We start from the raw sequence: 22,841 nt of genomic DNA on the forward strand, positions 1-22,841 counted from the left end.
TTTTTATATTTTTAACAGGAAATGTAAAATGAATGGAGAATCATTTTTAATGGGCTGGATATACACTCACTTTACCAAAGTGTGATGTTTGATCAAATCGTTGATAGAGATCGTTCAACGCATCGCGTTCATAGGGAATCTGCTCTTCAATCCGAATCTCAATCGTTCTCTCTTTCACTAAATGAATGAGTTCTGATAAGTGACGTTGCTGTTGCTTCATCTCCTCTACTTTTCCTTTTAGCAACGGGAGCGCAACGAACACAGCTTCGAGTGACAAGGCTTTACTATGCATCATCGTTAAATCTTGTGTCGTCCGTGTCGCGATCGAAATGATGCGTCCCCGCTCTTTTGCGAGTATGAACGATTCTTGTAAATGGTCACCACCCACTGTATCAATGATGACGTCGAATCCATCCAGATCGAGTCGTTTGAGCAATGTTTCAGCTGATTCTTCCTTGTACCGGTGAATGCGAATCCCTTTTGCTTCTAGCCAAGCTGCCTTCTCGTCAGAAGAGGCGCTCGCTGTAACGTCACATCCATAATGACGAGCCAGTTGAACGGTAAGATGTCCTACTCCACCCGTTCCGCCTGCTACATATACGCGGATTCCTGGGGTAATCGCGATTCGCTCTTTTAAAATTTCCATTGCTGTCAATCCAATCACCGGTAAACAACCAGCAACCTCAGCCGATACCCCTTCCGGTCGTAAGACTGCCATTTGTTCAGGCACAAGCATTTCTTCCGCTAACGCACCGGCGCGTTTTCCAAGTCCACCGCCGAATGCGACGATGCGATCGCCGACAGAAAAAGACGTCACACCCTCCCCGATTTCAATCACTTTCCCCGTTACATCACCCTGGAGAATTCCAGTCGTTGAAGCCGCCGCCACATGTCCGAAAAACATCTTCGTATCAAGTGGATTGATGCTTGACCCCTCGATTTGAACCCGTAATTCGTACTTCCCCGCTTTTTCGGGTGTGACGTCTTTTTCTGTAAGTGATGCATTTTTTCCGTACTGATCGACTACGAATGCTCTCATGAAGAATTCCCCCTTTTTCAATATTAGTCTATCATGATTCAGAATTCTCTCACATTAGTCGTTCATGCTATGATGAAGATATCTTATGACGAGAAGGGACGTTTTTGATTTGAAACAAGAATTGATTGATCGTCTAACTACATACGTGAAAGTCGATACACAGTCGAACTATGAGAGTATGACTGTTCCAACGACAGAAGGGCAATGGACACTAGCTCGTTTGCTCGTAGAAGAATTAAAGACAATTGGCATGGAAGAAGTCACCGTTGATGATAATGGTTATGTCATGGCGACATTACCTGCCAATACAGACGCAGACATTCCAACAATCGGTTTTCTCGCTCATCTCGATACAGCGACAGACTTCACAGGTACGAATGTCCGTCCACAACTCGTGGAAGCGTATGACGGACATCCCATCACGTTAAGTGAAGTGCCATCCGTCATTCTATCGCCAACTGATTTTCCTGCACTGCACAACTACGTCGGTCACACCTTGATGACGACAGATGGGACGACATTACTCGGAGCCGATAATAAAGCCGGAATCGCAGAAATCATGACAGCCATGCATCATTTGATTTCACATCCGGAAATTAAGCATGGTCGCATTCGTGTTGCCTTCACACCTGACGAAGAGATTGGTCGTGGACCACATCACTTTAATGTCGAAGCGTTCGATGCCACGTATGCTTATACGGTCGACGGCGGTCCGCTTGGTGAGCTTGAATACGAGAGCTTTAATGCGGCGGCGGCTAAAATCGTCTTCCACGGAACAAATGTCCATCCGGGAACAGCAAAAGATAAGATGGTCAATTCGCAGAAACATGCGATGGCGTTCCACGATCGTCTTCCCGGAGAAGAGTCTCCTGAATTCACGGATGGTTTTGAAGGATTCTTCCATCTGATTTCATTTGACGGTTCGGTCGAAAAAACGACGCTCGACTACATCATTCGTGATTTTGATCGTGAAGCCTTCGAGGGACGGAAACACTTCTTGTCTGCCCTTGTCGATGAGTGGAACAAAAAGTATGGTGCTGGTAGTGTGGAAATCGACTTACACGATCAGTACTACAACATGCGTGAAAAAATCGAGCCCCACATGCACATCGTTGATATTGCTCATGCAGCGATGGAGTCGCTTGATATTACGCCAATCGTTAAACCGATTCGTGGTGGAACAGATGGATCACAACTCTCATACATGGGACTTCCGACACCGAACATTTTTACCGGCGGTGAGAACTATCATGGCAAGTTCGAGTTCATCTCTGTGGATAATATGGTGAAAGCAACACAAGTCATCATTGCCATCGCTCAAGGTTTTGAACAAGCTTCGCACTAATCAAAAAGCAGATTCTCAGCGCTGAGAATCTGCTTTTTTCACGTCTGCCGTTGTGGTCTTTAAGCGGTTTATCTTAGACATATTTCAATTAGTTTTTTTCTTGTGTCGTACCGTCAGGAATCGGTAGTTGAACCATACTCCCTGATCCACTGACAAGTGGTGATTTCCCGTCCCACTTCTTGACAGCTTCGTATTGAATCATTTCTTTCGTCAACGTCTTCTGTAATTCTTTTTGTGCTTTTGCCAACCCTTGAGCTTCGATCAAACGCGCATCGGCTGCTCCTTTTGCTTCTACGCGAAGACGTTCTGCCTCTGCTTTAGCGATTTCAAGATCCGTTTTCTTTTTATCGAGTTCCTGCGACGCTTTGACACGCGCATCGATTGCTTCCTGTGTCTTTTCATCTGGTTTTGGTGCACCGAGTGCGACATCCTCGATGATGAAACCGATGTCCTTGACGTCTTCTGCAAACTGCGTCTGAATGCTCGTAGAGACGTTTCCTGATTTTTCACCGAACAGTTCAAGGACGGTAACTTTCGAGATTTGCTCACGCGACGCATCATAGAGTCGTTGTTTCAAGTAACCTTTGGCAATCTCATCGATTTCGATCGGTCCGAACTTGTTGAAGACTTTTGTCACCTTATCCGGCGAAACGGAGAAGCTGTATGTAAAGTCGACGACGATGTTCTTTCCGTCTTTAGTCGCAAGCGTCATGTTATCAAGCGATTTCGTCTGTGTACGGATCGGATACTCCGTCACCCGTGTGATTGGTGAAACGACATGCCAGCCTTGCGATAACGTCTCATCTTTGACACCGCTTGACGGGGTATAAACGACACCAACTTGTCCGGGTTCGATTTGTTCGACGACGAACGGCGTTGTAGCCAGCAGGGCTAATACAAGTACACCAGCGATGATCATCGATGGACGAATTTTTTTCTTCGGTTTGATTTCTCTCATTCTGAATCTCCTTTATCAATCTTTTCTTGGATATAGCGATAGAGTTCCATGCCAAGCAAAACGATGAGGGCGAAAAACAATAACGTGAAAAAGATGGCCATCTAACCCCTCCTCTAGCGAATTCCTTACTTTCTTCTACGCATCCATCTGGAAAATGTTTCATTATTTTAAATATCCGGTTGCTTATTTTTAATTTCTGTCCTAATATGGAAAGAACTTTGCCTGCTCTACGACAGATCATGATTTGTGGTACACTCGAATGAGCACATCACTTACTAGAAACGAGGGTTCATCTCTATATGATTACAGTACAAAACGTCGGTCTTCGCTTTGCGGACCGAAAATTATTCGAAGACGTTAACATCAAGTTCACGCCAGGTAACTGTTACGGTCTGATCGGTGCGAACGGTGCCGGTAAATCAACGTTCTTGAAAATTCTCGCTGGTGACATTGAAGCACAACAAGGCGATGTCATCATCACACCAGGCGAACGCTTAGGCGTCCTTCGCCAGAACCATTACGAATACGAAGAATTCCAAGTCATCGAAACAGTCATGATGGGACACAAACGTCTCTATGAAGTCATGAAAGAAAAAGATGCGATTTATATGAAAGAAGATTTTTCAGATGAGGACGGCATGCGTGCTGCTGAACTCGAAGGTGAATTCGCTGAAATGAACGGTTGGGAAGCGGAGTCGGAAGCAGCGATGCTTCTACAAGGACTTGGCATCAAGGAAGACCTTCACTCGAAAACGATGGCTGAGCTGACAGGATCTGAAAAAGTTAAAGTCTTGCTTGCCCAAGCATTGTTCGGTAAACCTGACATTCTTTTACTCGATGAGCCGACAAACGGACTCGACCTGAAAGCTGTCAAATGGCTTGAAGAATTCTTGATCGGATTCGAAAACACGGTCATCGTCATTTCCCACGACCGTCACTTCTTGAACAACGTCTGTACGCACATGGCGGATCTTGATTACGGTAAGATCCAACTGTATATCGGAAACTATGATTTCTGGTATGAATCAAGTCAGCTTGCTTCGCGTATGGCAAGTGACCAAAACAAGAAAAAAGAAGAGAAGATTAAAGAACTTCAAGCCTTCATCGCACGTTTCAGCTCAAACGCTTCGAAAGCGAAACAAGCGACGTCACGGAAGAAATTGCTTGATAAAATCACACTCGACGACATTCGTCCATCATCACGTCGTTATCCGTTCGTTGGCTTTACGCCAGAACGCGAAATCGGAAATGATCTCTTGATGGTCGATGGTCTCTCGAAGACGATCGATGGCGTCAAAGTCCTTGATAATGTCCGCTTCTCGTTGAACAAGACGGATAAAGTCGCGTTCATCAGCCAGAGCGATATCGCGATCACGACACTATTCAAAATCCTTATGGGTGAGATGGAACCGGACAGCGGTACATTCAAATGGGGCGTCACGACTTCCCAATCATACTTGCCAAAAGATAACTCGGAATTCTTCGAAGGCTCGGATAAGACGATCCTCGATTGGCTCCGTCAGTATTCACCGGCAGATGAGAGCGATACGTTCCTCCGTGGATTCCTCGGTCGGATGCTCTTCTCAGGAGAAGAAGTCATGAAAAAAGCATCTGTCTTATCCGGGGGCGAAAAAGTCCGTTGTATGCTTTCAAAAGCGATGCTCAGTGGTGCTAACGTCCTTGTACTCGACGATCCAACGAACCACTTGGATCTCGAATCGATCACGGCACTCAACGATGGTTTGATCGCTTATAAAGGCGCAATGCTCTTCAGCTCGCATGACCACCAGTTCGTCGAAACGATCGCGAACCGGATCATCGAGTTGACGCCAAACGGTATCGTCGATAAAGAAACGACATACGATGAGTATTTGAACAACGATACGATCCAACAGCAATTAACAGCGTTATACGCACAATGATTTTAAAAGAGACCGGAACTGTCGTTTCGGTCTCTTTTTTGAACACGTTGAAGGAGGAATGCGATATGCGACATCGCGTATGCGCTGCGTTGATTGAAGAGCAACAGATTCTAATGGTCGAATTACATACCCCTTCCCGGACATTTTGGACGTTACCCGGCGGAGGTGTCGAGAATGGTGAAACAAAAGAGCAAGCCATCATGCGAGAAGTGTTAGAAGAAACGCATCTTCACGTCACGGTCGAACGGAAACTTTACGAGATTTCAATGGATCAAGGAACAGAGACATGTTTTCTCGTTCGCCGTGTCTTAGATAGTCCTGAACCTCGACTCGGGATCGATCCTGAACTATCGCTTGATCAACAAGAATTACGAGCTGTTCGGTTTCGACCATTAAAGGAGCTTCAAGATGATCCACAGATTTCTCGTTTGCGTCTACTATCGTAACGATATAATCTTTGGATTAAATGAAAATTTAATAACCGTATTTATACTTAAAAATAGTAGTCGGTAACTAAGCTTTTTGATAATCCAAAATCGCTCGATCCAGCGATAGAAAACGAGAACGTTATCAAGGTGTCGACTCTATCCGTTTTACCGAGTGGTCACAAATCGTATACGAATCGATAAGATATGAAAAAACGGATTCTTAGGCGCGGGAATCCGTTTTTTCATGCATTGTTCTTCTTTTGTTTCGCTGCCTCTTCTTCGACACGTTGCAACAAGCCCTGAACAATTTTCTCGTTTTCTCGTTCGCCACCGAGTGACAAGAGACTTTTCCCAACGAAGTTCACTCCTTCATTTTTTCCTGTATAAATCAACAGACAACGAGCGTGTCCAAGTGGTTTGAGCGTAAACGTCATCTCAATCTTGAATATTTTAGCTAACGTGAATCCAATCGTATTTTGTTTAAAGTCCGGCTCATTCGTATAGGCTAAATCGGTCACGATGTAGGTTTCGAGTCGGTTGCCCTGCATGTACGTTTGACGATACGTCGAACCGACGACACCCGGTTTTCGTTCAATCACCTCATGCTGGACGACGTTCGGAATCAGACGTTGCAGCCGCGTGTGATCAAACAAGTGCCATGCTTCCTCAATCGGGATATCGAGCTGTCGTTCTTCTCTCCACGTAATCATAGATCCGCCCCCTTTCTATAGAAATACCCCGTCATCCGGTCTTGTAACGTCCTGTGACAGGGCGGGAGCCGATTCTTATTTTACTGTGCTTGTTTCAAGTGCAGCTCCGAGGAACTTTGCCAGTTCTAGCATGCCGTAGCGTCCTGCAGCAGCTTCGGCATCCGAATTGTAATTTGTATTCGTATTAACGTCATACGTATAGATCGTACCTGACGCATCCTTAATGAACTCGATACCTGCGACCGCAATCTGGTTCGCTTGGAGGAACGCTTCGTACTTTGCAATGATTGGATCATCGAAGCCTTCAACGATTTGGAACTTCATCGGTGTTTGCGGCGCTTCTTCACCAACTGGGCAAAACAAGTCGTCAATCACACACGCATCAGCTGGGCAAAGTTCGAATCCTTCCGACGTATCGACTCGTACCGCATAGACGAATTTTCCACCCACGAACTCACACCGCGTGATGTACGGTTCTGGTGCTTGGATGTACTCTTGAATCAACGTGATGCCATCGACTGGTTCGTCGAATGTCGAACCATCGAGATAAGCTTCAAGTGCTTCAATCGAATGGAATAACTGGACGCCGAGACCTTTCCCGGCACGGTTATGTTTCGTGATGAATGACGAAACACCGATTTCTTTTGCTGCTTGTACGATTTGATCACGTCCGACAGCAGCCGTTGTCTTTGGTACACGAATCCCAGCCTTACGTAACGCTGTGTATTGATTAACTTTGCTGACTTCAAGACGGAGCGCACGCGTTCCGTTAAAGACAGTCCGGTCATGCTCTTCTAACCAAGCGAGGACCCCTTCCGTCAACTCTGGCGCATAACGATGCCCCCGCGTATGCGAAGACGCACTCATACGACTGTAAAAGACACCTTCTGGCGGCAGTTCATCTAACGGTACGATTCCTTCATTCAAGTGCCACTGTTCGTACGGCAACTTGAGTTCTTCGAGACGTTTGATGAGATGATCCGTCCATTCTTGGTTTTCGTGGAGAATATGAATTTTTGTCATGATTGTTGACCTACCTTTCGTTTCGCTTCGACCAGTGGCATTACGTCACGGGCAAAGCGTTCCATTTCTTCAAGTTGTGGTGAGAATTGTAACAAGAGCAACGTGACACCAACGGCTTCGAACGCTAGAATCCGTTCGGCAATCTGTTCTGGTGTTCCGATCAAGTTCGGTCGCAGACCACGGTTCGAGACGGAATAATCATTTCGCTCGACCTGTTGTTCGAGTTGCGATTTACTGATGAAATCTTGATAACCGGCATAACCGGCGCTGTCTTCCTTGACGTCCGTGATGCGTTGCCACTCAAGAAGCGCTTCTTCTTCCGTATCCCGGCAAATGATGTAGGCAGCAAGACCGAAGCTCTCAAGCGGTGCGTGTCCCGTCGCTTCCCGGCGTACTTTCATATCATTGATTTTATGAGCTACTTCTTCAACAGTGCCTCCATGCATGACGTAGGCATCACAATGTTCGACGATCGTCCGTTTTCCGGCTTCACTCTCTCCACCAGCGTAGAGCTTAATCCCCGGACGCTGGACGGGTTTCGGATGGAGTTCTGCCTGTTCGATCGTGTAGTGATTGCCGGAGAAGCTGTACGGTGACGCATCTGCCCATAGTCCTTTCATGACCGTGACGAACTCTTCCGTTCGGGCATAGCGTTCATCGTGTGCAGTAAAAATACCGTTGTATTGTTTTGCTTCTTCTGCCCACCAGGCTGAGACGACATTGAGCGTAAATCGCCCTCCACTCAACTGATCGATGTTTGCCGCCATCTTCGCCGTCGTCGCTGGATTATGGAACCCGGGACGAACCGCTGTCATGATCTCAAGGCGTTCTGTTGTTGCAGCAATCGCCGATGCCGTTGTCCATGCCTCAAGACTCGGTTCCTTGATGCCTTTGATATCGTTCAAGTTCAATTCCGCAATCAACGTCGTCGAGAAGCCGATGCGTTCAGCTGTTTGTGCGACTTGTTTCGCATAATCGAATGTTGCTGGCATCTGTTCATCCTCGACGTTACGTAGCCATCCCCCAAAAATCGGTAACCAAAAACCATACTCCACTCCATCGTCCCCCTTATCATAAAAAAACGCTCTTTTCGAAGTTCGAAAAGAGCGACGGTATCTTGTCCTGTCCGCTCTTATCTTCAGAAGGTATTCCTTCCTGGAAGTAGCACCTTCCGCCATAGCGGGGTTGCTGAAGTGTCTTCGGGCCAGTCCCTCGACTTCTCTAGATAAGATGTGTTGCATTCATCGTACAGAATTCATTGAACTAAAGCAACCATTAAACCGTCTTTTCCTATCGGATTTATTCCAAAGAAAAATCCCGACGTAGTGTCGGGATTCGGAATTAGTATGGTGCGACGAAATCTGATGTCTGCTCTGGCGCCTGCTCCCCACGAATACGATCGTAGAATTTGGCAAGCGTGACACTGAAGTATGGTCCGACCCATAGGACAGCAAGACCAAGCGTAACGATAACAAGCAACGCCCAACCGATAAACGATAAGAAGAGCAAGAATGCTTCCATCTTGTGTCCATCCATGAGTTGCCGTGAGCGTGTAATTGCCTCGAGAATACCGATTGACGGCTCATCCCGAAGGATGTAGTACGTCAACAAGTAAGAGAATGACTTGATGATACCAGGGATGATTAAGAGTAACGTCCAGAGCGCGATAAAGATGAACTGAACAATGGCCAGCCCCACCACTTTCAGGAACATACCATATGGCTCAAACAAATCCGTCACTTTCGTTTCTTCGCCACGAGCAATCGACATGGCAATCCATGTCCAACCGACTCCTACTGGAATCAATAAAATCGACACCAATGATACAACGAGATCTATACTACTAGACGGCTCATCGATATCCGATCCAAATAAATTAGGAACACCCTGAATAATACTAAACAGCAGAAAAGCTAGGACTGCAAATCCCCAACGACCGCTGAGCGATTCCTTCGCTGCTTTTTTTAATTGAGATGACATGAGTAAGGTCCTCCTTGAAAAATAAGTTCTCACCTTACTCTACGGCTTAAAACTTCTAATGTTTCACTCTTTTTTCAATAATTTCCCGTCTCGTTGCTGGTTGAGCCAAGCACGCTCAAGTTGTCGTCCACATGTTAGAACGAACGTTGAACATCGAAGCGCTTCATCGCAAACGAAATGTCATGTTTTTTATCTATGTACGCTGATATATCTCCACAGCCGGATCCCGTTGCTTGTATTTCGCGACGATGACGATCAGGACCGTGATGATCACAAGCAGGAACCAAGAAGACAACTTTCCGAGATCAACGACTTCCCATCCTCTTTCCTGATGTGGATAGACCCACCCTTTAAAGAACGTCACGATATTCTCAGCGATCCAAATAAAGAACGCGATCAGTAAAAAAGACAGGACGAGCGGCATCCGGTAGATCGTCTGCTCGATCGTAAAATGAACCCATGACTTATAGAAGACAAGGACGACGAGGACCATCAATAGCCAGCGTGCATCGAAGATCCAGTGGTGGGTGAAGAAGTTGAGATAGACGAGACTGCCTACGCTGATCGCAAGCCAAGGTGGTGGGAATGCTGTGAAGCGTAAATGAAATCTTCGGAACGCTTGACAGACATAACTTGCGACACTTGCATACATGAATCCTGCATACAAGGGAACACCAGCCACTTTCGTTAGAGCCTGTTCCGGATAACTCCAAGACCCAACGTTCACTTTGAACAGTTCAAGTGCTAGACCAATCACGTGAAAGAGTAAGATCAGTTTGAACTCTTCCAGCGTTTCATAACGCGTGACGAGTAAGACGATTTGGACGAGAAGACACCATAGCAACAGGAGATCGTATCGAGCGACCGGTTCAGCAGGAAGATAACGTGAAAGAGCAAGCGCTGCGAAAATCATGACGGGAAAGACGCAACAGACGGCTTCTATGTATGTAAAACGAATCAGGTGTCGGATCGCTTTCATCCTGTCATCTCCTTTTTTCTTCAGTATACGTTTCTCTTTCGACCTTCCCCTCCTTCTTAAGATGGAAAAAACGGAAAATTTCGTCTTTCTTCTTCTACTTTCCTCATGATACAGTTAACGAATCAATTATTTTTAAGAAATGAGGTGTTAGACATGACGCGTCATCGTGCTTCCTGGTTATTACGCGCTACGTTAAAGTGGGGACTCTTCCTACTCGGTTTATTTTTACTCGCTCTCGGCTCATCGATGATGATCACTGCTGAACTCGGTGTCTCGACGTGGGATGTATTGCATCTCGGTCTCCAAAAGAAAACACCACTGTCCGTCGGAACGATTATTTTGCTCGTTGGTCTATTACTCGTGTTCGTTAAGTACACATTAGACCGCGTCACACCACAAATTGGAACACTCGTCAACGCGATCTTCGTCGGTGTCTTCATGAATCTTGTCCTTAATTCTCATCTCTTACCCTCTTTTGAGTCGATCTGGTTGAATACGATCTGGTTGATTTTCGGCATCTTCATCATCGGCATGGGGGCAGGTCTTTATGTTGCTGTCGGATATGGAGCCGGTCCACGCGATGGGTTGACGCTGACACTTGCAGAGCGATTTGGAACGTCGATTCGTCTGATGCGGACGATCATGGAGGTCACGGCATGCGGCATTGGCTGGTTGCTCGGTGGTCCTGTTTTCTTCGGTACAATCCTCTCGATTTTCTTAATCGGACCATTCCTACAATTTTGGTTGTTCTATTTCCGTCGGATCATTGCAGCGATCGATGCAAAAGGAATTCCAGCGTCTAAACGCCAAATTAGCTAAGTCGCCTGACTCGATATCATTCCGCGTGAATGATATCTCTTTTTATGTTAAAAGCAAATAAGTTGCGTCATCAAATTAAACACGTTATATTCGTTTACATATCAATCTTTGATACGTCAAAGGTTTCTTCGAACGAAGGGAAGGATGTGATGGATTGAGTATCTCCTGCACTGAAAAAGGACGGTTGATCTATGCACTCGTTTCTGTCAATAAGACGATTGCTCAAAAATTCGATCTCTGTACGGATGGTTTTAGTCAGACTCGAATGGATCTACTCGCTCAACTACAAGTCGATCAAACGATTAGCCAAAAAGAGTTACAAAAACGCGTTAATGTGGATCATGCGGCAGTGACCCGTCATCTCAAGCACCTGGAATCGACCGGGATGATTTCTCGAGAGCGTTCAGCTGCTGACAATCGGGTGATTCTTGTTTCTTTAACGGAACAAGGGGCGACGCGTATCGCTCAATTACGCGAACAAAAAGATGAGTTTCTCGAGGATCTACTCGAAGGATTCTCTGCTGAAGAACAACGGACGTTAGCTGAGATGATTCAGCGCATCGAAGCAAACGCTGATGCATTACCTAAACTAAAAGAGGAGTCGATTTAATATGGCAACGCAAACTCAAACAGACTTCATGGAAATCGTTAAAGGACGTCGCTCGATTCGTAACTACGACACGAACGTAAAAATTTCAAAAGAAGAAATGACACAAATCCTTGAAGAAGCAACACTTGCACCTTCTTCTGTCAATATGCAACCATGGCGCTTCCTCGTCATCGATAGCGAAGAAGGAAAAGCAACACTTGCACCACTCGCAAAATTCAACCAAGTCCAAGTCGAGACATCTTCTGCTGTCATCGCTGTCTTCGGTGACATGAAGGCAGTCGATCAACTCGAAAACATCTACGACACAGCTGTTGCGAAAGGGCTCATGCCACAAGAAGTACGCGATCGCCAAGTACCTGCGATCCAAGGCATGTACAGCAGTATCTCAGCAAACGATTTGAAAGATAGCATTTTGATCGACTCAGGTCTCGTTTCGATGCAATTGATGCTCGTCGCTCGTGCGCACGGATATGATACGAACCCAATCGGCGGTTACGAAAAAGATCAAATCGCAGAAGCATTCGGTCTTGAAAAAGAGCGTTACCTCCCAGTCATGTTGCTTTCAATCGGTAAAGCAGTAGATGCAGGATACCCATCGGTTCGCCTACCGATCAACGACATCGCAGACTGGAAATAAGTTTTTCACACCACAAAAAAGAAAAAACATACACAAGGGAGATTGAATAATTATGACTACTCAAACAACAACGGACTTCATGGAAATCGTTAAAGGACGTCGCTCGATTCGTAACTACGACACGAACGTAAAAATTTCAAAAGAAGAAATGACACAAATCCTTGAAGAAGCAACACTTGCACCTTCTTCTGTCAATATGCAACCATGGCGTTTTCTCGTTATCGATAGCGAAGAAGGAAAAGCAACACTTGCACCACTCGCGAAATTCAACCAAGTCCAAGTCGAGACATCTTCTGCTGTCATCGCTGTCTTCGGTGACATGAACGCGGTCGATAGCATCGAGACAATCTACGATATGGCTGTTGAAAAAGGTCTCATGCCACAAGAAGTACGCGATCGCCAAGTACCAGCTATCAAAGGTTTCTACCGTCCAGAAGACGTTGAAACATTACGTGACAGCATCTTGATCGACTCAGGTCTCGTTTCGATGCAATTGATGCTCGTCGCTCGTGCGCACGGTTACGACACAAACCCAATCGGCGGTTACGAAAAAGATCAAATCGCGGAAGCATTCGGTCTTGAAAAAGAGCGTTACCTCCCAGTCATGTTGCTTTCAATCGGTAAAGCAGTAGATGCAGGATACCCATCGGTTCGTCTACCAATCGCTGACATCGCAGAATGGAAATAAGCGATCTCACTCAGTCCGGATTCCTTTTATAGGAATCCGGCTTTTTTGTATACTCAGAGAAAAGGAGGCGTCTGTAATGTATGATGTGACGATTATCGGAGCCGGTGTAGCGGGAATCTTCCTTGCTCATCAGCTCGTTGAAGATGGGCAATGCGTCTTACTGCTCGATGCCGGAAAACCAATCCGCAAGCGAACAGTAGAAGATGCGTATCTTGGATTTGCAGGGCTTGGAAAATCAGAAGGAAAATTCAATTATGCGATGGGATTCGGCGGAGAACTCGTCTCAAAAATCGGTGAAGAGACGACACGACGACTGTTCCAAGAAGTCGATAATCTTTTATGTACATACGGTGCCGATATGATCGAGACCTACTCGACGCATTCACCTGCTGTCGCAATTCGCGCCCGTCGTGCTGGTCTCCATACGGTCGAGACGACCGTCCGTCATTTAGGCACAGCACGGACAGTTGGCGTCTTCACGGCGTTTGAGGATGCTTTATTGCCACGACTCGATGCTCGTTTCGAAACGACGATCGAACAGATCACGAAGTCGGAGGCGTTTACGATTAAAACAGCGGACGAAACCTTCGTAAGTCGACGGATCGTGTTCGCGACAGGTCGTTCCGGTGCAGACTTTACGTTGCAACAGTTAGCGACGCTTGGTGTCATCCCACAGCGGACCCGACTTGATCTCGGAGTGCGGGTCGAGACGGATGAGGCACTATTTCGAACATTACTACAGGAGACGTTCGAGACAAAGCTCGGTTACGACTCACCTTATGGTAAAGCCGTCACCTATTGCATGAATCCATGCGGACGGATCATCCGCAAATATCAAGAAGGACTCGTCATGCCGGACGGTCAAAACGTCCATGAGACGGCAGATGGATCAACGAATTTGAACTTTACACTGTTTCTCCCGCGTTATTTTTCGACGTTAGCACAAGCCAATGCATACGCCACACGCGTTATCGGAGGAATCAATCAAGGACAGGATCGCATCGTTGTCCAGCGCCTCAGTGACTTTCGAAAATCGCGAGCGACAACAACGGATCAATTGCTTCATAACGGAATCATCCCTTCGCTAGCTGCTTCCCCTGGAGATTTACACGCGGAAGTACCTGTGGAAGACCTCCTCGTCTTAGAAGGTTTTTTAAAACGCCTCGAGCGACTCCTTGAGACGGAACTTCCAGCAGATACGTTACTTTATGGACTAGATGGTAAGTTTTACGCACCGATGCTTGAGACGTCAGAAACATTTGAGACGACATGCTCCGGCGTCTATGCGATCGGTGATTGCTCTGGTGCAACGCACTCTCTTGCCCAAGCAGCCGCTAGCGGACTTCATCTCGGACATGCTTTGACGCAAACAAGCCGGTTCCTCTTCGCCTAAGCGGAGATGGACCGGCTTGTTTTACTTCTTGAATGCTTCATATACCTTCAATTGTTTCCCTTTGACTTTCGTCGTCTTCATCACTCGTAAGACAAGCGGACCTTTGCCGTTCAGGATATCGACATACGTCAACGTATCCTGAATCGAGATGATCCCGATATCGTCTGCTGTGACGCCTTCAATCTTCGCGATCGTTCCAACGAAGTCGACGGCACGAAGTTTCTTTTTCTTTCCGCCGTTAAAGAACAACTTCATGATGTCGGCATCGAGCTGTTCCGTTTTCGACGAACGCGTATCTGCCGTCGCCATTTTCTCTTCGAACGCATCCGCTGTCCGCATCAAGTCCTTTTCCGTCGGTGCTTGGCGGCGTGTCAGCTTTCCGTGATATTGCTCGATTTCCTTCAGGCGACGTTCGTCTGCTGGTGTGACGAGACTGATTGCTTGTCCAGTTGCTCCTGCACGACCCGTCCGACCGGTCCGGTGAACGTAGCTTTCTCGTTCGACAGGGAGATCATACTGGATGACATGCGTGATGTTCTCAATATCGATACCGCGTGCTGCGACGTCTGTTGCAACGAGAATCCGGAATTTACCGGCACGGAACGCCTTCATCGCATCGAGTCGATCGTCTTGTTCCATTCCTCCGTGAATCGCTTCAACCGGATAGTCATGTGCACGGAGACCATTCGCAACGAAATCGACATGTTCTTTCGTCCGACAGAAAATTATACAGCGATCCGGGTTTTCAGCGACGAGGACATCTTTTAGAATCGCGAATTTCGTCTTATCCGTCACCGGAATATAACTATGCGTAATCGTTGAGACGACGGTTTCACCCGCTTCGATTCGTTTCGGTGCATCCATGTAACGATTGCTCAACTGTGCGATATCTTCCGGGAAGGTCGCAGAGAATAAGAGTGTCATCCGATCTTTTGGTAACTCGGACAAGATGGCGTCGACTTGATCGAGGAAGCCCATATTCAGCATTTCATCGGCTTCATCCAAGACGACGTAACGGATTTTCTCAAGCGATAGCGTGCCCCGCTCGATATGATCGCGTACACGTCCCGGTGTACCGACGACGACGTGTGTCTTTTGTTTGAGTTCCGTGACTTGTCCACGGAACGGTTGCTTGCCGAAGACGGCCGTCGCTTTGATCCGCTTATAGCGTCCGATGTTCATGATGTCTTCTTTGACCTGCAAGGCAAGCTCACGTGTTGGCGTCAAGACTAAGACTTGTGGTTTGTTTTCTTCCCACTCGACGAGTTCACAAAGAGGGATTGCGAAGGAAGCCGTCTTCCCACTTCCTGTGCGTGATTTGACGATGACGTCTTTTCCGGATAATACGACGGGAATGACCGATTGCTGGACTTCGGTTGGTGCCGTGTATCCGATTTGCTCGATCGAGTCGAGAATCGGTGTGCTTAAGTTAAAATCATTGAATCGTATACGTGTCATAGGATGTCCTCATTTCTTATCGTAAAAAAAGCTTCCCACCGAAACGATGAGAAGCCCAACGAATTATTTGGATGCTACTTTATCTTTTTTGATTTGCTTACTACGTAATTGACCACACGCAGCATCGATATCTGTTCCGTGCTCAAGACGAACACCACAGTTCAAGCCGTTCTTCTTCAATGTATCGTAGAACGTCGTGATATCTTCAGACGTACTGCGTTGATATTGACCGTGCTCATCGACTGGGTTGTACGGAATCAAGTTGACATACGTCAGGTGACGTTTGTCTTCAAACAATTTCGCGAGTTCGACCGCGTGTTCTTTTTGGTCGTTGACGCCACGAAGCAAGATATACTCGATCGTGATTTTACGGTTCGTTGTTTGAACGTAATAATCGATTGCTGGCATCAATTTCTCAAGCGGAATCGCCCGGTTGATTTTCATGATTTGCGTACGCAATTCATTGTTTGGCGCGTGAAGCGAGATAGCTAAGTTGACTTGGAGTTTTAAGTCAGCGAACTTGTAGATCTTGTCTGCCAAACCACTTGTTGAAACCGTGATGTGACGCGCACCGATTGCAAGACCATTGTGGTCCTTGATGACGTTCAAGAAATCGACCATGTTGTCGAAGTTATCGAACGGTTCACCGATACCCATGACGACGACGTGGCTGACACGTTCTTCGTTTCCGACTGCATCGAGGTGATGTTGAACGTTCATGATCTGCTCAACGATTTCGCCTGCTGACAAGTCGCGGCTCTTCTTGATGAGACCACTTGCACAGAAGCTACAGCCGATGTTACAGCCAACCTGTGTCGTAACACAGACAGAAAGACCGTATTTATGACGCATCAAAACCGTTTCGATCAAGTTGCCATCATATAATTTGAAGAGGAACTTGATTGTTCCGTCTGCTGATTCTTGCTTGACCGCTTCTGTCATCGAGTCAATCGTAAAACTCTGATCTAACAACTCAAGGCAATCCTTGTTGACATTCGTCATTTCCGCGAAAGTCGTGACACGTTTACGGTAGAGCCAATCCCATACTTGTTTGGCACGGAATGGTTTGTGCCCTTGATTCGATAACCATTCTGTCATCTGCTCAAGCGTTAATCCATAAATGGATGGTTTATTCATTTCAAAAGACCTCATTTCTTTTTCCAGAACTACAACATTCCTTTATCTTAGTAAAAATCAGCGCGTGACGCAACGTTCAAATCCTAAATGTTCAGTTTCTGTAAATTTTTTTCGTCACTTTCGATCAAATCGACAGACTTCGACGCCCGAATTGAACGAATGCTCCAGTCAAGAAAATGAGACATAGGACGAATAGGATGACCGAGTGGAGCAGAAAATGATTCGTTCCTTCTAGTAATTGCGTCGTATTGAATAAGGAGAAGACGGATAGATAACGGAGCCACTCTGTCTTGTCACTCAGTTCAGACAGAATCGTCAAGACGATCGATAGGACGAGTACACTACCAGCAAGCGAAAAAGCACGTCGTTCTTCATCGAATAACGTCGCAATGAATAACGTAAATGTACCAATTGCAAAGAGTAACAATAGCGCATTGAGTTGAATTCGCCATAATACCACAGTATCGATCGTAATCCCGCTCATCCACCAATCCGCTACCATCAATACGAGACCGTTCAGCGTGACGAGAAGAAGACTAGCGAGTCCGATGACGCTTGCAACTGCTAACGTATAGTCATTTCGTGTGATCGGTGCCGCTAGGTAGACGATCAATTCTCCATTGTCGATTGGTCGCGCGACGAGTCGTGCTGCTAGCGAGAGTAAAAATAGACTCGCGATGACTTGGAAGATCAATCCGTAATAATTCCCACCGAGCAGATCAAGCACATTATTGAATCCTGTCACCTTATCGTATTGGAATGCTTTTAAGACTTCCGGGGGTAATGCTTGAAGCTTTGCTTCTAATAAACCTGCCTTCATCATCGATGGATAAAGCAACGCAAGCATCAATAAATAAAGACTCGTTCCAATCGCATAAGCAAGAACAGGCTTTCTGACTTGCTTGAATAAAGAGCGGATTAGCAACATCACGATGGTTCCTCCTCGCCGTAATAATGCAAAAAGACCTGTTCTAGATCATCCGCCGATTGTCGGATCAATCGCACATCATACTGCGTTAAATAAACAATCACCTGGTTTAAGGTCAACGTCTCATCCGTTTGAAAACTGACTTCTGTCCGCTTTGGTTCAACGCCGACTTGCATCGCGAATTGCGCCGCTTCCGTTTCGCTTTGAAAAACGATCGTGTACACCTTTCGACTCGATCGAATCAACGCATGAATATCGGATTCGACGATGATGCGGCCCGCTTTGATTAAAGCGGCTCGATCACACGACTTTTCCATCTCTGGAAAGTGATGCGAACTCATCAAGATCGCTTTTCCCGCTTGTTTCTCCTGTTCAATCCACTCTAAAAAACGCTCTTGCATCAAGGGATCAAGTCCACTTGTCGGCTCATCGAGTAGGTAGACCGGCGCATCCTTCATGAAACAACCGACAAGTGCCAGTTTTTGTTTCATCCCTTTTGACATCTTTCGGATTTTTGTCTTCGTCTCAAAGGGAAACCGTTTCAACAACAATTGCCGCCGTGCCGGATCGCTGCCGTGTAATCGCTGCATCAAATCCAGCATGTCTGCTCCTGTCATGTCTCCAGGCAGACTAATTTCACCCGGTAAATAACCGACTAACTGCTTTACTTCTTTACTTTGATTCCAGCAATCAAAACCGCCGACGGTTGCTTTTCCATCGTCCGCAGCCAGTAGTCCTATTAAATGCCGGAGGGTCGTTGATTTTCCGGATCCATTTGGTCCGATAAAACCGAATATCATACCCGGCTCAACCGTAAAACTGACATCGAATATCCCGCGTCCCGGCGCAAATTCCTTCGTCACATGCTCCAAACGGATCATCATCCGACCTCCTCATCCTTTATTTCGCTCATCACTGTATTCATACCCGTTTTGAAGCAGTTTGTTCGGATCAAAACGATAGATGACGAATCGCTCGTCGTGATTTTTGTCATAAAGATCCTGCAATCGAATCTCATCAACTTGATCAAATACGGTATGGCGCTCTAGATATTCCCGGTATTCATCAGTTGGGTAATACAAAATGAGATCAACTGAACGCGAGGAGCGCTCGACTGAACCTAGGATGTGATCGACTATTTTCATGAAAATTTGCGAAGAGAATGGATTGAAAAAATAAAACTTGTTTGCCTCATCCGGAATGACATACTGCTCGGCATACGCCTGTTCAAATCGTAAACCTCCGGAACGCCGCTTCCGTCGACTTTGGTAGTTCCCCATATTCCGGATCGCGTCTTCGTAAAATTGTCCGTTCATCTCGATTCCGATGACGGAGCAGTTAAAACGGTCGTGTAAGTAAAAGTTCAAGCGCCCTTTCCCACATCCGAAGTCAATGACAGTATCCTGTTTTTGAAACAAATACGTTTCGCACAGTTCGTCTAATGCTGCATAGGGCGTTGGTTCATATCGATTGTAGTGACTAAACACACTATAAAGATGTTGCATCTCAATGGTCTCAATTCGTAGTCGTTGATCGTATTCCTGTTCATTCATCGTTTGTTCCTTCTTTCCGGCATTCTTGCCTTCATCGTACTATACTAAAGAAGTACATTATTCGTTTTTTGAAAGGGGATTTCATAATGATCGTCGTTACGAACCGTATTAAAGTCAAAAAAGGCATGGCTGCTGCCCTCGCTCCTCGTTTTACACGTCCAAGTGGACTTGATACGATGGATGGATTCATCCGCGTCGAGGTCTTGTTGACACAAAACATCGAAGAACATGATGAGATGAACGTCAACATGTACTGGGAAGATATGAAGAGTTTCCAAGCATGGCGGGAAAGTGACGATTTCAAAGCGTCCCATAGTCGACCGGCGAATAGTGAAGCGGGAGAATCGCCAATGCTCGGTAGCGAGATTCTGACGTACGAAGTCGCTTCGGTCAAAGAACGCGCGCAATAAACTAAAAAGGACTCGTCTTGAGTCCTTTTTGTGTGCCCATATCAAAATAGTGAAAGGGTGTATTTGTCTCAAATGGTATTATTTGTTATTATAGTGCCAATACAGAGAGAAGAGGACTTTTCATGAATTCGTTAACTATATTTGAACAAGTCATTCGTAGCTTACCTGACGATCGTACGTTACGACGTGATGAATTATGGACGGATGATTTTTTATTGCAACAGGAGAATAATCTAACCGTCTATTATTCTCCGATCGGTGAATATATCAATACTGGGGCTAAAGTCGTCATCGTCGGGATCACACCTGGCTTTGAACAGATGCGAATCGCCTTTGAGGAAGCGACGGATGCGCTCCATCATGGTGCTTCGCTAGAAGAGACGGCACGGCTCGTCAAATATACAGCCAGTTTTGCTGGAACGATGCGACGTAATCTCGTCCAGATGTTAGATGCACTTGAGCTTCCAGCATTGCTTGGAATCGAGACGACGGCTAGCTTATTTCATCAACATCAGGAATTATTACATCCGACGTCACTGTTAAAGCAACCCGTCTTCTATCGGGAAAAAAATTATTCGGGGCATCAACCGAAGATCAGTCGCAGTCCTTTATTGAGACATTATGCGGAGGAACACTTCGTCGCTGAAATCAATCAGCTACGAAAACCGACACTGTTGATTCCACTTGGTCGTGTCGTCGAAGCACAAGTCCGTAGTTTGATTCATGATGGACGAATCGAACAGCATCAGCTTCTTTCAGGCTTCCCTCATCCATCTGGTGCGAATGGTCATCGGAAAAAACAGTTTGAAGAGAATCAACCGTACTTAATGAAACAGCTCATTCAGCATTTTGCGGAGTAGCTCATTCTTTTTTTGAAAAATGACGCCATCCTCATACGGATAGCGTCATTTCAATTTAAACCATTAATAAACACACATCATTCGCGAATGCTACTGGATCCTCGAGTGGGAGTCCTTCGACAAGCAATGCTTGTTGATACATCAGTTTTGTATAGCGCTCAAATTTCGAACGGTCGTTTTGATAAGCTGATTCAAGAGATTTAAACACTAGGTGTGACGGGTTCAACTCGAGAATCTTGACCGCTGCTACCCCTTCATTATTCGGCATCGCTTTCAAGATTTTCTCCATCTCAATTGAGACGGCGCCGTCTGTCGCAAAGCAGACAGGATGCGATTTTAGACGCGTCGATGCTTTGACTTCCTTGACCTGTCCACTTAAGATCTCCTGCATCGCTTGGAACATCTCTACTTGTGCCTCTGTCGTCTCTGCTTCTTCTGCTTCGATTCCTAAGTCACTGCTCGTAACTGATTTGAATGTTTTCTCGTCATACGTCATCAGCATCTGAATCGCGAACTCATCGATCTCTTCCGTGAAGTACAAGATGTCATATCCTTTATCACGGACGAGCTCGGATTGCGGTAATTTATCCAAACGATTTGTGCTCTCACCAGCGGCGTAGTAGATATGCGCTTGGTCTTCCGGCATCGCTGCGACGTATTCTGCGAGCGTGATCAACTTCTTCTCCTTCGCTGAGTAGAAGAGGATGAGGTCCTGTACCTGTTCTTTATGCATGCCGTAATCATTGTACATACCAAACTTCAGCTGACGTCCGAACGCTTGATAGAACGTTTCGTACTTCGCGCGATCTTCGCGCAAAAGTGCTTCGAGTTGCGTTTTAATTTTACTTTGGATATTTTTCGCGATCAGTTTCAATTGACGATCGTGTTGCAACAACTCACGCGAGATGTTAAGCGATAAGTCCTCCGAGTCGACCATTCCTTTGACGAAACTGAAGTGATCCGGCAACAAATCACTGCATTTTTCCATGATCAAGACACCATTCGCGTAAAGCTCGAGTCCTTTTTCAAATTCTTTCGAATAATAATCGTACGGTGCCTGTTCCGGAATGAATAAGATCGATTGATAACGAACGGCGCCATCGACGCTGATATGAATGTGTTTTGCCGGTTTGTCAAAACCATACCGCTTCTCTTGGTAGAAGTTCGTATAGTCTTCGTCTGTCAATTCTCGTTTGTTCTTCCGCCAGATCGGCACCATACTGTTGATCGTCTTGACGACCTCGACCTCTTCCGTCTCATCACTGCCTTCAATCGGCTGACGTTCGAGTTCCTTCATCTCGATCGGATAACGGATGAAATCCGAGTATTTCTTGATGATGTTGCGCAGACGATACGTCTCGAGGTATTCGTCATACGATTCTTCGTCCTCATTCGTCTTAATATGGAGCGTAATCTCCGTTCCAACCGTGTCCTTGTCGACTTCCTCGATCGTATAGCCTTCGACACCACGCGATTCCCATTTATAAGCGATCTTACTACCGAACGGTTTCGTAACGACAGTGACGACGTCCGCGACCATAAACGCAGAATAGAATCCGACACCGAATTGACCGATGATATCATGACCATCTTGTGCTTCATTCTCTGCCTTAAAGGCAAGCGATCCGCTCTTCGCGATCGTTCCAAGATTTTCTTCTAGCTCGTCTTTCGTCATTCCGATTCCTGTATCACGAATGACGAGCTGTCGTGTTTCTTTATTTGGTTCGATCGTAATTTTGTAGTGTTCCTTCTCGAACGAAATCGTATCGTCCGTCAATGCTTTATAGTACATCTTATCCATGGCGTCACTAGCATTCGAGATCAATTCGCGCAGGAAAATCTCCTTATGCGTATAGATGGAATGAATCATCATCTCCAGCAATCGTTTTGATTCCGCCTTAAATTGTTTCGTTTCCATGCTTATTCTGCCTCCCCTTTTTTAGCACTCATTCGTATAGAGTGCT

The 22,841-nt window shown here is 46.1% G+C and carries 23 protein-coding genes and 1 riboswitch; of the genes, 10 read left to right on the forward strand and 13 right to left on the reverse strand.

The window, feature by feature from the left end:
• Positions 1 to 46: 46 nt before the first annotated feature.
• On the reverse strand, positions 47 to 1,039 hold the full coding sequence (locus tag ACN9MT_RS15250; protein ID WP_426272530.1) for a zinc-binding dehydrogenase: 993 nt from the start codon (positions 1,037 to 1,039) through the stop codon (positions 47 to 49).
• Positions 1,040 to 1,148: 109 nt separating this feature from the next.
• Between ACN9MT_RS15250 and pepT the strand changes: the two genes are divergently transcribed.
• On the forward strand, positions 1,149 to 2,384 hold the full coding sequence (gene pepT, locus ACN9MT_RS15255) for a peptidase T (protein WP_290780683.1): 1,236 nt from the start codon (positions 1,149 to 1,151) through the stop codon (positions 2,382 to 2,384).
• Positions 2,385 to 2,472: 88 nt separating this feature from the next.
• Here the strand turns inward: pepT and ACN9MT_RS15260 are convergent, their stop codons facing one another.
• The gene (locus ACN9MT_RS15260; RefSeq protein ID WP_058713675.1) at positions 2,473 to 3,342 is read right to left on the reverse strand and encodes a prohibitin family protein; all 870 of its coding nucleotides are present in this window, start codon (positions 3,340 to 3,342) and stop codon (positions 2,473 to 2,475) included.
• A 299-nt stretch (positions 3,343 to 3,641) separates the two neighbouring features.
• On the opposite strand from ACN9MT_RS15260, the gene ACN9MT_RS15265 reads away from it, so the two are divergent.
• Positions 3,642 to 5,264, forward strand: a complete 1,623-nt coding sequence (locus ACN9MT_RS15265) for an ABC-F family ATP-binding cassette domain-containing protein (RefSeq protein WP_035411871.1) — start codon at positions 3,642 to 3,644, stop codon at positions 5,262 to 5,264.
• Positions 5,265 to 5,329: 65 nt separating this feature from the next.
• A complete protein-coding gene (locus ACN9MT_RS15270; RefSeq protein ID WP_426272531.1) occupies positions 5,330 to 5,710 on the forward strand; it encodes an NUDIX domain-containing protein in 381 nt (126 codons plus the stop codon).
• 224 nt (positions 5,711 to 5,934) lie between these two features.
• Here ACN9MT_RS15270 and ACN9MT_RS15275 read toward each other — a convergent pair whose 3' ends face one another.
• The 5 genes from ACN9MT_RS15275 to ACN9MT_RS15295 form a co-directional block, all read right to left on the reverse strand.
• Positions 5,935 to 6,402 (reverse strand): hypothetical protein, encoded by a 468-nt coding sequence (locus ACN9MT_RS15275; RefSeq protein ID WP_426272532.1) that lies wholly within the window; start codon positions 6,400 to 6,402, stop codon positions 5,935 to 5,937.
• 75 nt (positions 6,403 to 6,477) lie between these two features.
• A complete protein-coding gene (locus tag ACN9MT_RS15280; protein ID WP_426272533.1) occupies positions 6,478 to 7,425 on the reverse strand; it encodes an ATP-grasp domain-containing protein in 948 nt (315 codons plus the stop codon).
• Positions 7,422 to 8,480, reverse strand: coding sequence for an LLM class flavin-dependent oxidoreductase (locus ACN9MT_RS15285; RefSeq protein WP_426272534.1), 1,059 nt, complete (start codon positions 8,478 to 8,480; stop codon positions 7,422 to 7,424). The genes ACN9MT_RS15280 and ACN9MT_RS15285 overlap by 4 nt, the downstream gene beginning before the upstream one ends.
• A 74-nt stretch (positions 8,481 to 8,554) precedes the next feature.
• A riboswitch (SAM riboswitch) is annotated at positions 8,555 to 8,657 on the reverse strand.
• A gap of 109 nt (positions 8,658 to 8,766) precedes the next feature.
• Positions 8,767 to 9,405, reverse strand: a complete 639-nt coding sequence (locus ACN9MT_RS15290) for a DUF975 family protein (protein WP_035411859.1) — start codon at positions 9,403 to 9,405, stop codon at positions 8,767 to 8,769.
• A gap of 193 nt (positions 9,406 to 9,598) precedes the next feature.
• A complete protein-coding gene (locus tag ACN9MT_RS15295; RefSeq protein ID WP_308102313.1) occupies positions 9,599 to 10,384 on the reverse strand; it encodes a DUF817 domain-containing protein in 786 nt (261 codons plus the stop codon).
• Between the two features lie 153 nt (positions 10,385 to 10,537).
• On the opposite strand from ACN9MT_RS15295, the gene ACN9MT_RS15300 reads away from it, so the two are divergent.
• The 5 genes from ACN9MT_RS15300 (at position 10,538) to ACN9MT_RS15320 (ending at position 14,531) form a co-directional block, all read left to right on the forward strand.
• Positions 10,538 to 11,203: a YczE/YyaS/YitT family protein gene (locus tag ACN9MT_RS15300; RefSeq protein ID WP_035411857.1), complete on the forward strand. Its 666-nt coding sequence runs from the start codon at positions 10,538 to 10,540 to the stop codon at positions 11,201 to 11,203.
• Positions 11,204 to 11,357: 154 nt separating this feature from the next.
• The gene (locus ACN9MT_RS15305; RefSeq protein ID WP_426272535.1) at positions 11,358 to 11,813 is read left to right on the forward strand and encodes a MarR family winged helix-turn-helix transcriptional regulator; all 456 of its coding nucleotides are present in this window, start codon (positions 11,358 to 11,360) and stop codon (positions 11,811 to 11,813) included.
• Between the two features lies 1 nt (position 11,814).
• Positions 11,815 to 12,450 (forward strand): nitroreductase family protein, encoded by a 636-nt coding sequence (locus ACN9MT_RS15310; RefSeq protein WP_426272536.1) that lies wholly within the window; start codon positions 11,815 to 11,817, stop codon positions 12,448 to 12,450.
• Positions 12,451 to 12,502: 52 nt separating this feature from the next.
• Positions 12,503 to 13,138 (forward strand): nitroreductase family protein, encoded by a 636-nt coding sequence (locus ACN9MT_RS15315; RefSeq protein ID WP_023469790.1) that lies wholly within the window; start codon positions 12,503 to 12,505, stop codon positions 13,136 to 13,138.
• Positions 13,139 to 13,214: 76 nt separating this feature from the next.
• Positions 13,215 to 14,531, forward strand: coding sequence for an NAD(FAD)-utilizing dehydrogenase (locus ACN9MT_RS15320; protein WP_313489551.1), 1,317 nt, complete (start codon positions 13,215 to 13,217; stop codon positions 14,529 to 14,531).
• A gap of 21 nt (positions 14,532 to 14,552) precedes the next feature.
• On the opposite strand, the gene ACN9MT_RS15325 is transcribed toward ACN9MT_RS15320, so the two are convergent.
• From ACN9MT_RS15325 to ACN9MT_RS15345, 5 genes are all read right to left on the reverse strand, one after another.
• Entirely contained in the window at positions 14,553 to 15,989 is a 1,437-nt protein-coding gene (locus tag ACN9MT_RS15325) for a DEAD/DEAH box helicase (RefSeq protein WP_426272537.1), read from the reverse strand.
• Positions 15,990 to 16,052: 63 nt separating this feature from the next.
• The gene (gene rlmN / locus ACN9MT_RS15330; protein ID WP_023469793.1) at positions 16,053 to 17,126 is read right to left on the reverse strand and encodes a 23S rRNA (adenine(2503)-C(2))-methyltransferase RlmN; all 1,074 of its coding nucleotides are present in this window, start codon (positions 17,124 to 17,126) and stop codon (positions 16,053 to 16,055) included.
• A gap of 124 nt (positions 17,127 to 17,250) precedes the next feature.
• A complete protein-coding gene (locus ACN9MT_RS15335) occupies positions 17,251 to 18,054 on the reverse strand; it encodes an ABC transporter permease subunit (RefSeq protein WP_426273528.1) in 804 nt (267 codons plus the stop codon).
• Positions 18,054 to 18,935 (reverse strand): ABC transporter ATP-binding protein, encoded by an 882-nt coding sequence (locus tag ACN9MT_RS15340; RefSeq protein WP_426272538.1) that lies wholly within the window; start codon positions 18,933 to 18,935, stop codon positions 18,054 to 18,056. The genes ACN9MT_RS15335 and ACN9MT_RS15340 overlap by 1 nt, the downstream gene beginning before the upstream one ends.
• A 12-nt stretch (positions 18,936 to 18,947) precedes the next feature.
• Positions 18,948 to 19,607, reverse strand: a complete 660-nt coding sequence (locus ACN9MT_RS15345; RefSeq protein ID WP_426272539.1) for a methyltransferase — start codon at positions 19,605 to 19,607, stop codon at positions 18,948 to 18,950.
• Positions 19,608 to 19,693: 86 nt separating this feature from the next.
• On the opposite strand from ACN9MT_RS15345, the gene ACN9MT_RS15350 reads away from it, so the two are divergent.
• Together ACN9MT_RS15350 and ACN9MT_RS15355 are read left to right on the forward strand one after the other, a co-directional pair.
• Entirely contained in the window at positions 19,694 to 20,017 is a 324-nt protein-coding gene (locus ACN9MT_RS15350) for a heme oxygenase (protein WP_035411837.1), read from the forward strand.
• Positions 20,018 to 20,139: 122 nt separating this feature from the next.
• Complete coding sequence (locus ACN9MT_RS15355; protein ID WP_426272540.1) at positions 20,140 to 20,877, forward strand: uracil-DNA glycosylase family protein; 738 nt, start codon at positions 20,140 to 20,142, stop codon at positions 20,875 to 20,877.
• Positions 20,878 to 20,932: 55 nt separating this feature from the next.
• On the opposite strand, the gene htpG is transcribed toward ACN9MT_RS15355, so the two are convergent.
• Positions 20,933 to 22,795: a molecular chaperone HtpG gene (htpG, locus tag ACN9MT_RS15360; RefSeq protein WP_426272541.1), complete on the reverse strand. Its 1,863-nt coding sequence runs from the start codon at positions 22,793 to 22,795 to the stop codon at positions 20,933 to 20,935.
• Positions 22,796 to 22,841: the final 46 nt, after the last annotated feature.

The organism is Exiguobacterium sp. R-17 (assembly GCF_049913315.1).
GTDB lineage: Bacteria > Bacillota > Bacilli > Exiguobacteriales > Exiguobacteriaceae > Exiguobacterium_A.

Excerpts from the sequence above, each read along its gene's own strand:
- ACN9MT_RS15275 (WP_426272532.1), bottom strand. The coding sequence starts at position 6,402 with ATGATTACGTGGAGAGAAGAACGACAGCTCGATATCCCGATTGAGGAA.
- ACN9MT_RS15345 (WP_426272539.1), bottom strand. The coding sequence starts at position 19,607 with ATGAATGAACAGGAATACGATCAACGACTACGAATTGAGACCATTGAG.
- ACN9MT_RS15320 (WP_313489551.1), top strand. The coding sequence starts at position 13,215 with ATGTATGATGTGACGATTATCGGAGCCGGTGTAGCGGGAATCTTCCTT.
- ACN9MT_RS15355 (WP_426272540.1), top strand. The coding sequence starts at position 20,140 with ATGAATTCGTTAACTATATTTGAACAAGTCATTCGTAGCTTACCTGAC.
- ACN9MT_RS15280 (WP_426272533.1), bottom strand. The coding sequence starts at position 7,425 with ATGACAAAAATTCATATTCTCCACGAAAACCAAGAATGGACGGATCAT.
- ACN9MT_RS15295 (WP_308102313.1), bottom strand. The coding sequence starts at position 10,384 with ATGAAAGCGATCCGACACCTGATTCGTTTTACATACATAGAAGCCGTC.
- htpG (WP_426272541.1), bottom strand. The coding sequence starts at position 22,795 with ATGGAAACGAAACAATTTAAGGCGGAATCAAAACGATTGCTGGAGATG.
- ACN9MT_RS15265 (WP_035411871.1), top strand. The coding sequence starts at position 3,642 with ATGATTACAGTACAAAACGTCGGTCTTCGCTTTGCGGACCGAAAATTA.
- rlmN (WP_023469793.1), bottom strand. The coding sequence starts at position 17,126 with ATGAATAAACCATCCATTTATGGATTAACGCTTGAGCAGATGACAGAA.
- ACN9MT_RS15350 (WP_035411837.1), top strand. The coding sequence starts at position 19,694 with ATGATCGTCGTTACGAACCGTATTAAAGTCAAAAAAGGCATGGCTGCT.
- ACN9MT_RS15310 (WP_426272536.1), top strand. The coding sequence starts at position 11,815 with ATGGCAACGCAAACTCAAACAGACTTCATGGAAATCGTTAAAGGACGT.
- ACN9MT_RS15260 (WP_058713675.1), bottom strand. The coding sequence starts at position 3,342 with ATGAGAGAAATCAAACCGAAGAAAAAAATTCGTCCATCGATGATCATC.
- ACN9MT_RS15325 (WP_426272537.1), bottom strand. The coding sequence starts at position 15,989 with ATGACACGTATACGATTCAATGATTTTAACTTAAGCACACCGATTCTC.
- ACN9MT_RS15315 (WP_023469790.1), top strand. The coding sequence starts at position 12,503 with ATGACTACTCAAACAACAACGGACTTCATGGAAATCGTTAAAGGACGT.
- ACN9MT_RS15300 (WP_035411857.1), top strand. The coding sequence starts at position 10,538 with ATGACGCGTCATCGTGCTTCCTGGTTATTACGCGCTACGTTAAAGTGG.
- ACN9MT_RS15290 (WP_035411859.1), bottom strand. The coding sequence starts at position 9,405 with ATGTCATCTCAATTAAAAAAAGCAGCGAAGGAATCGCTCAGCGGTCGT.
- ACN9MT_RS15340 (WP_426272538.1), bottom strand. The coding sequence starts at position 18,935 with ATGATCCGTTTGGAGCATGTGACGAAGGAATTTGCGCCGGGACGCGGG.
- ACN9MT_RS15250 (WP_426272530.1), bottom strand. The coding sequence starts at position 1,039 with ATGAGAGCATTCGTAGTCGATCAGTACGGAAAAAATGCATCACTTACA.
- ACN9MT_RS15335 (WP_426273528.1), bottom strand. The coding sequence starts at position 18,054 with ATGTTGCTAATCCGCTCTTTATTCAAGCAAGTCAGAAAGCCTGTTCTT.
- ACN9MT_RS15270 (WP_426272531.1), top strand. The coding sequence starts at position 5,330 with ATGCGACATCGCGTATGCGCTGCGTTGATTGAAGAGCAACAGATTCTA.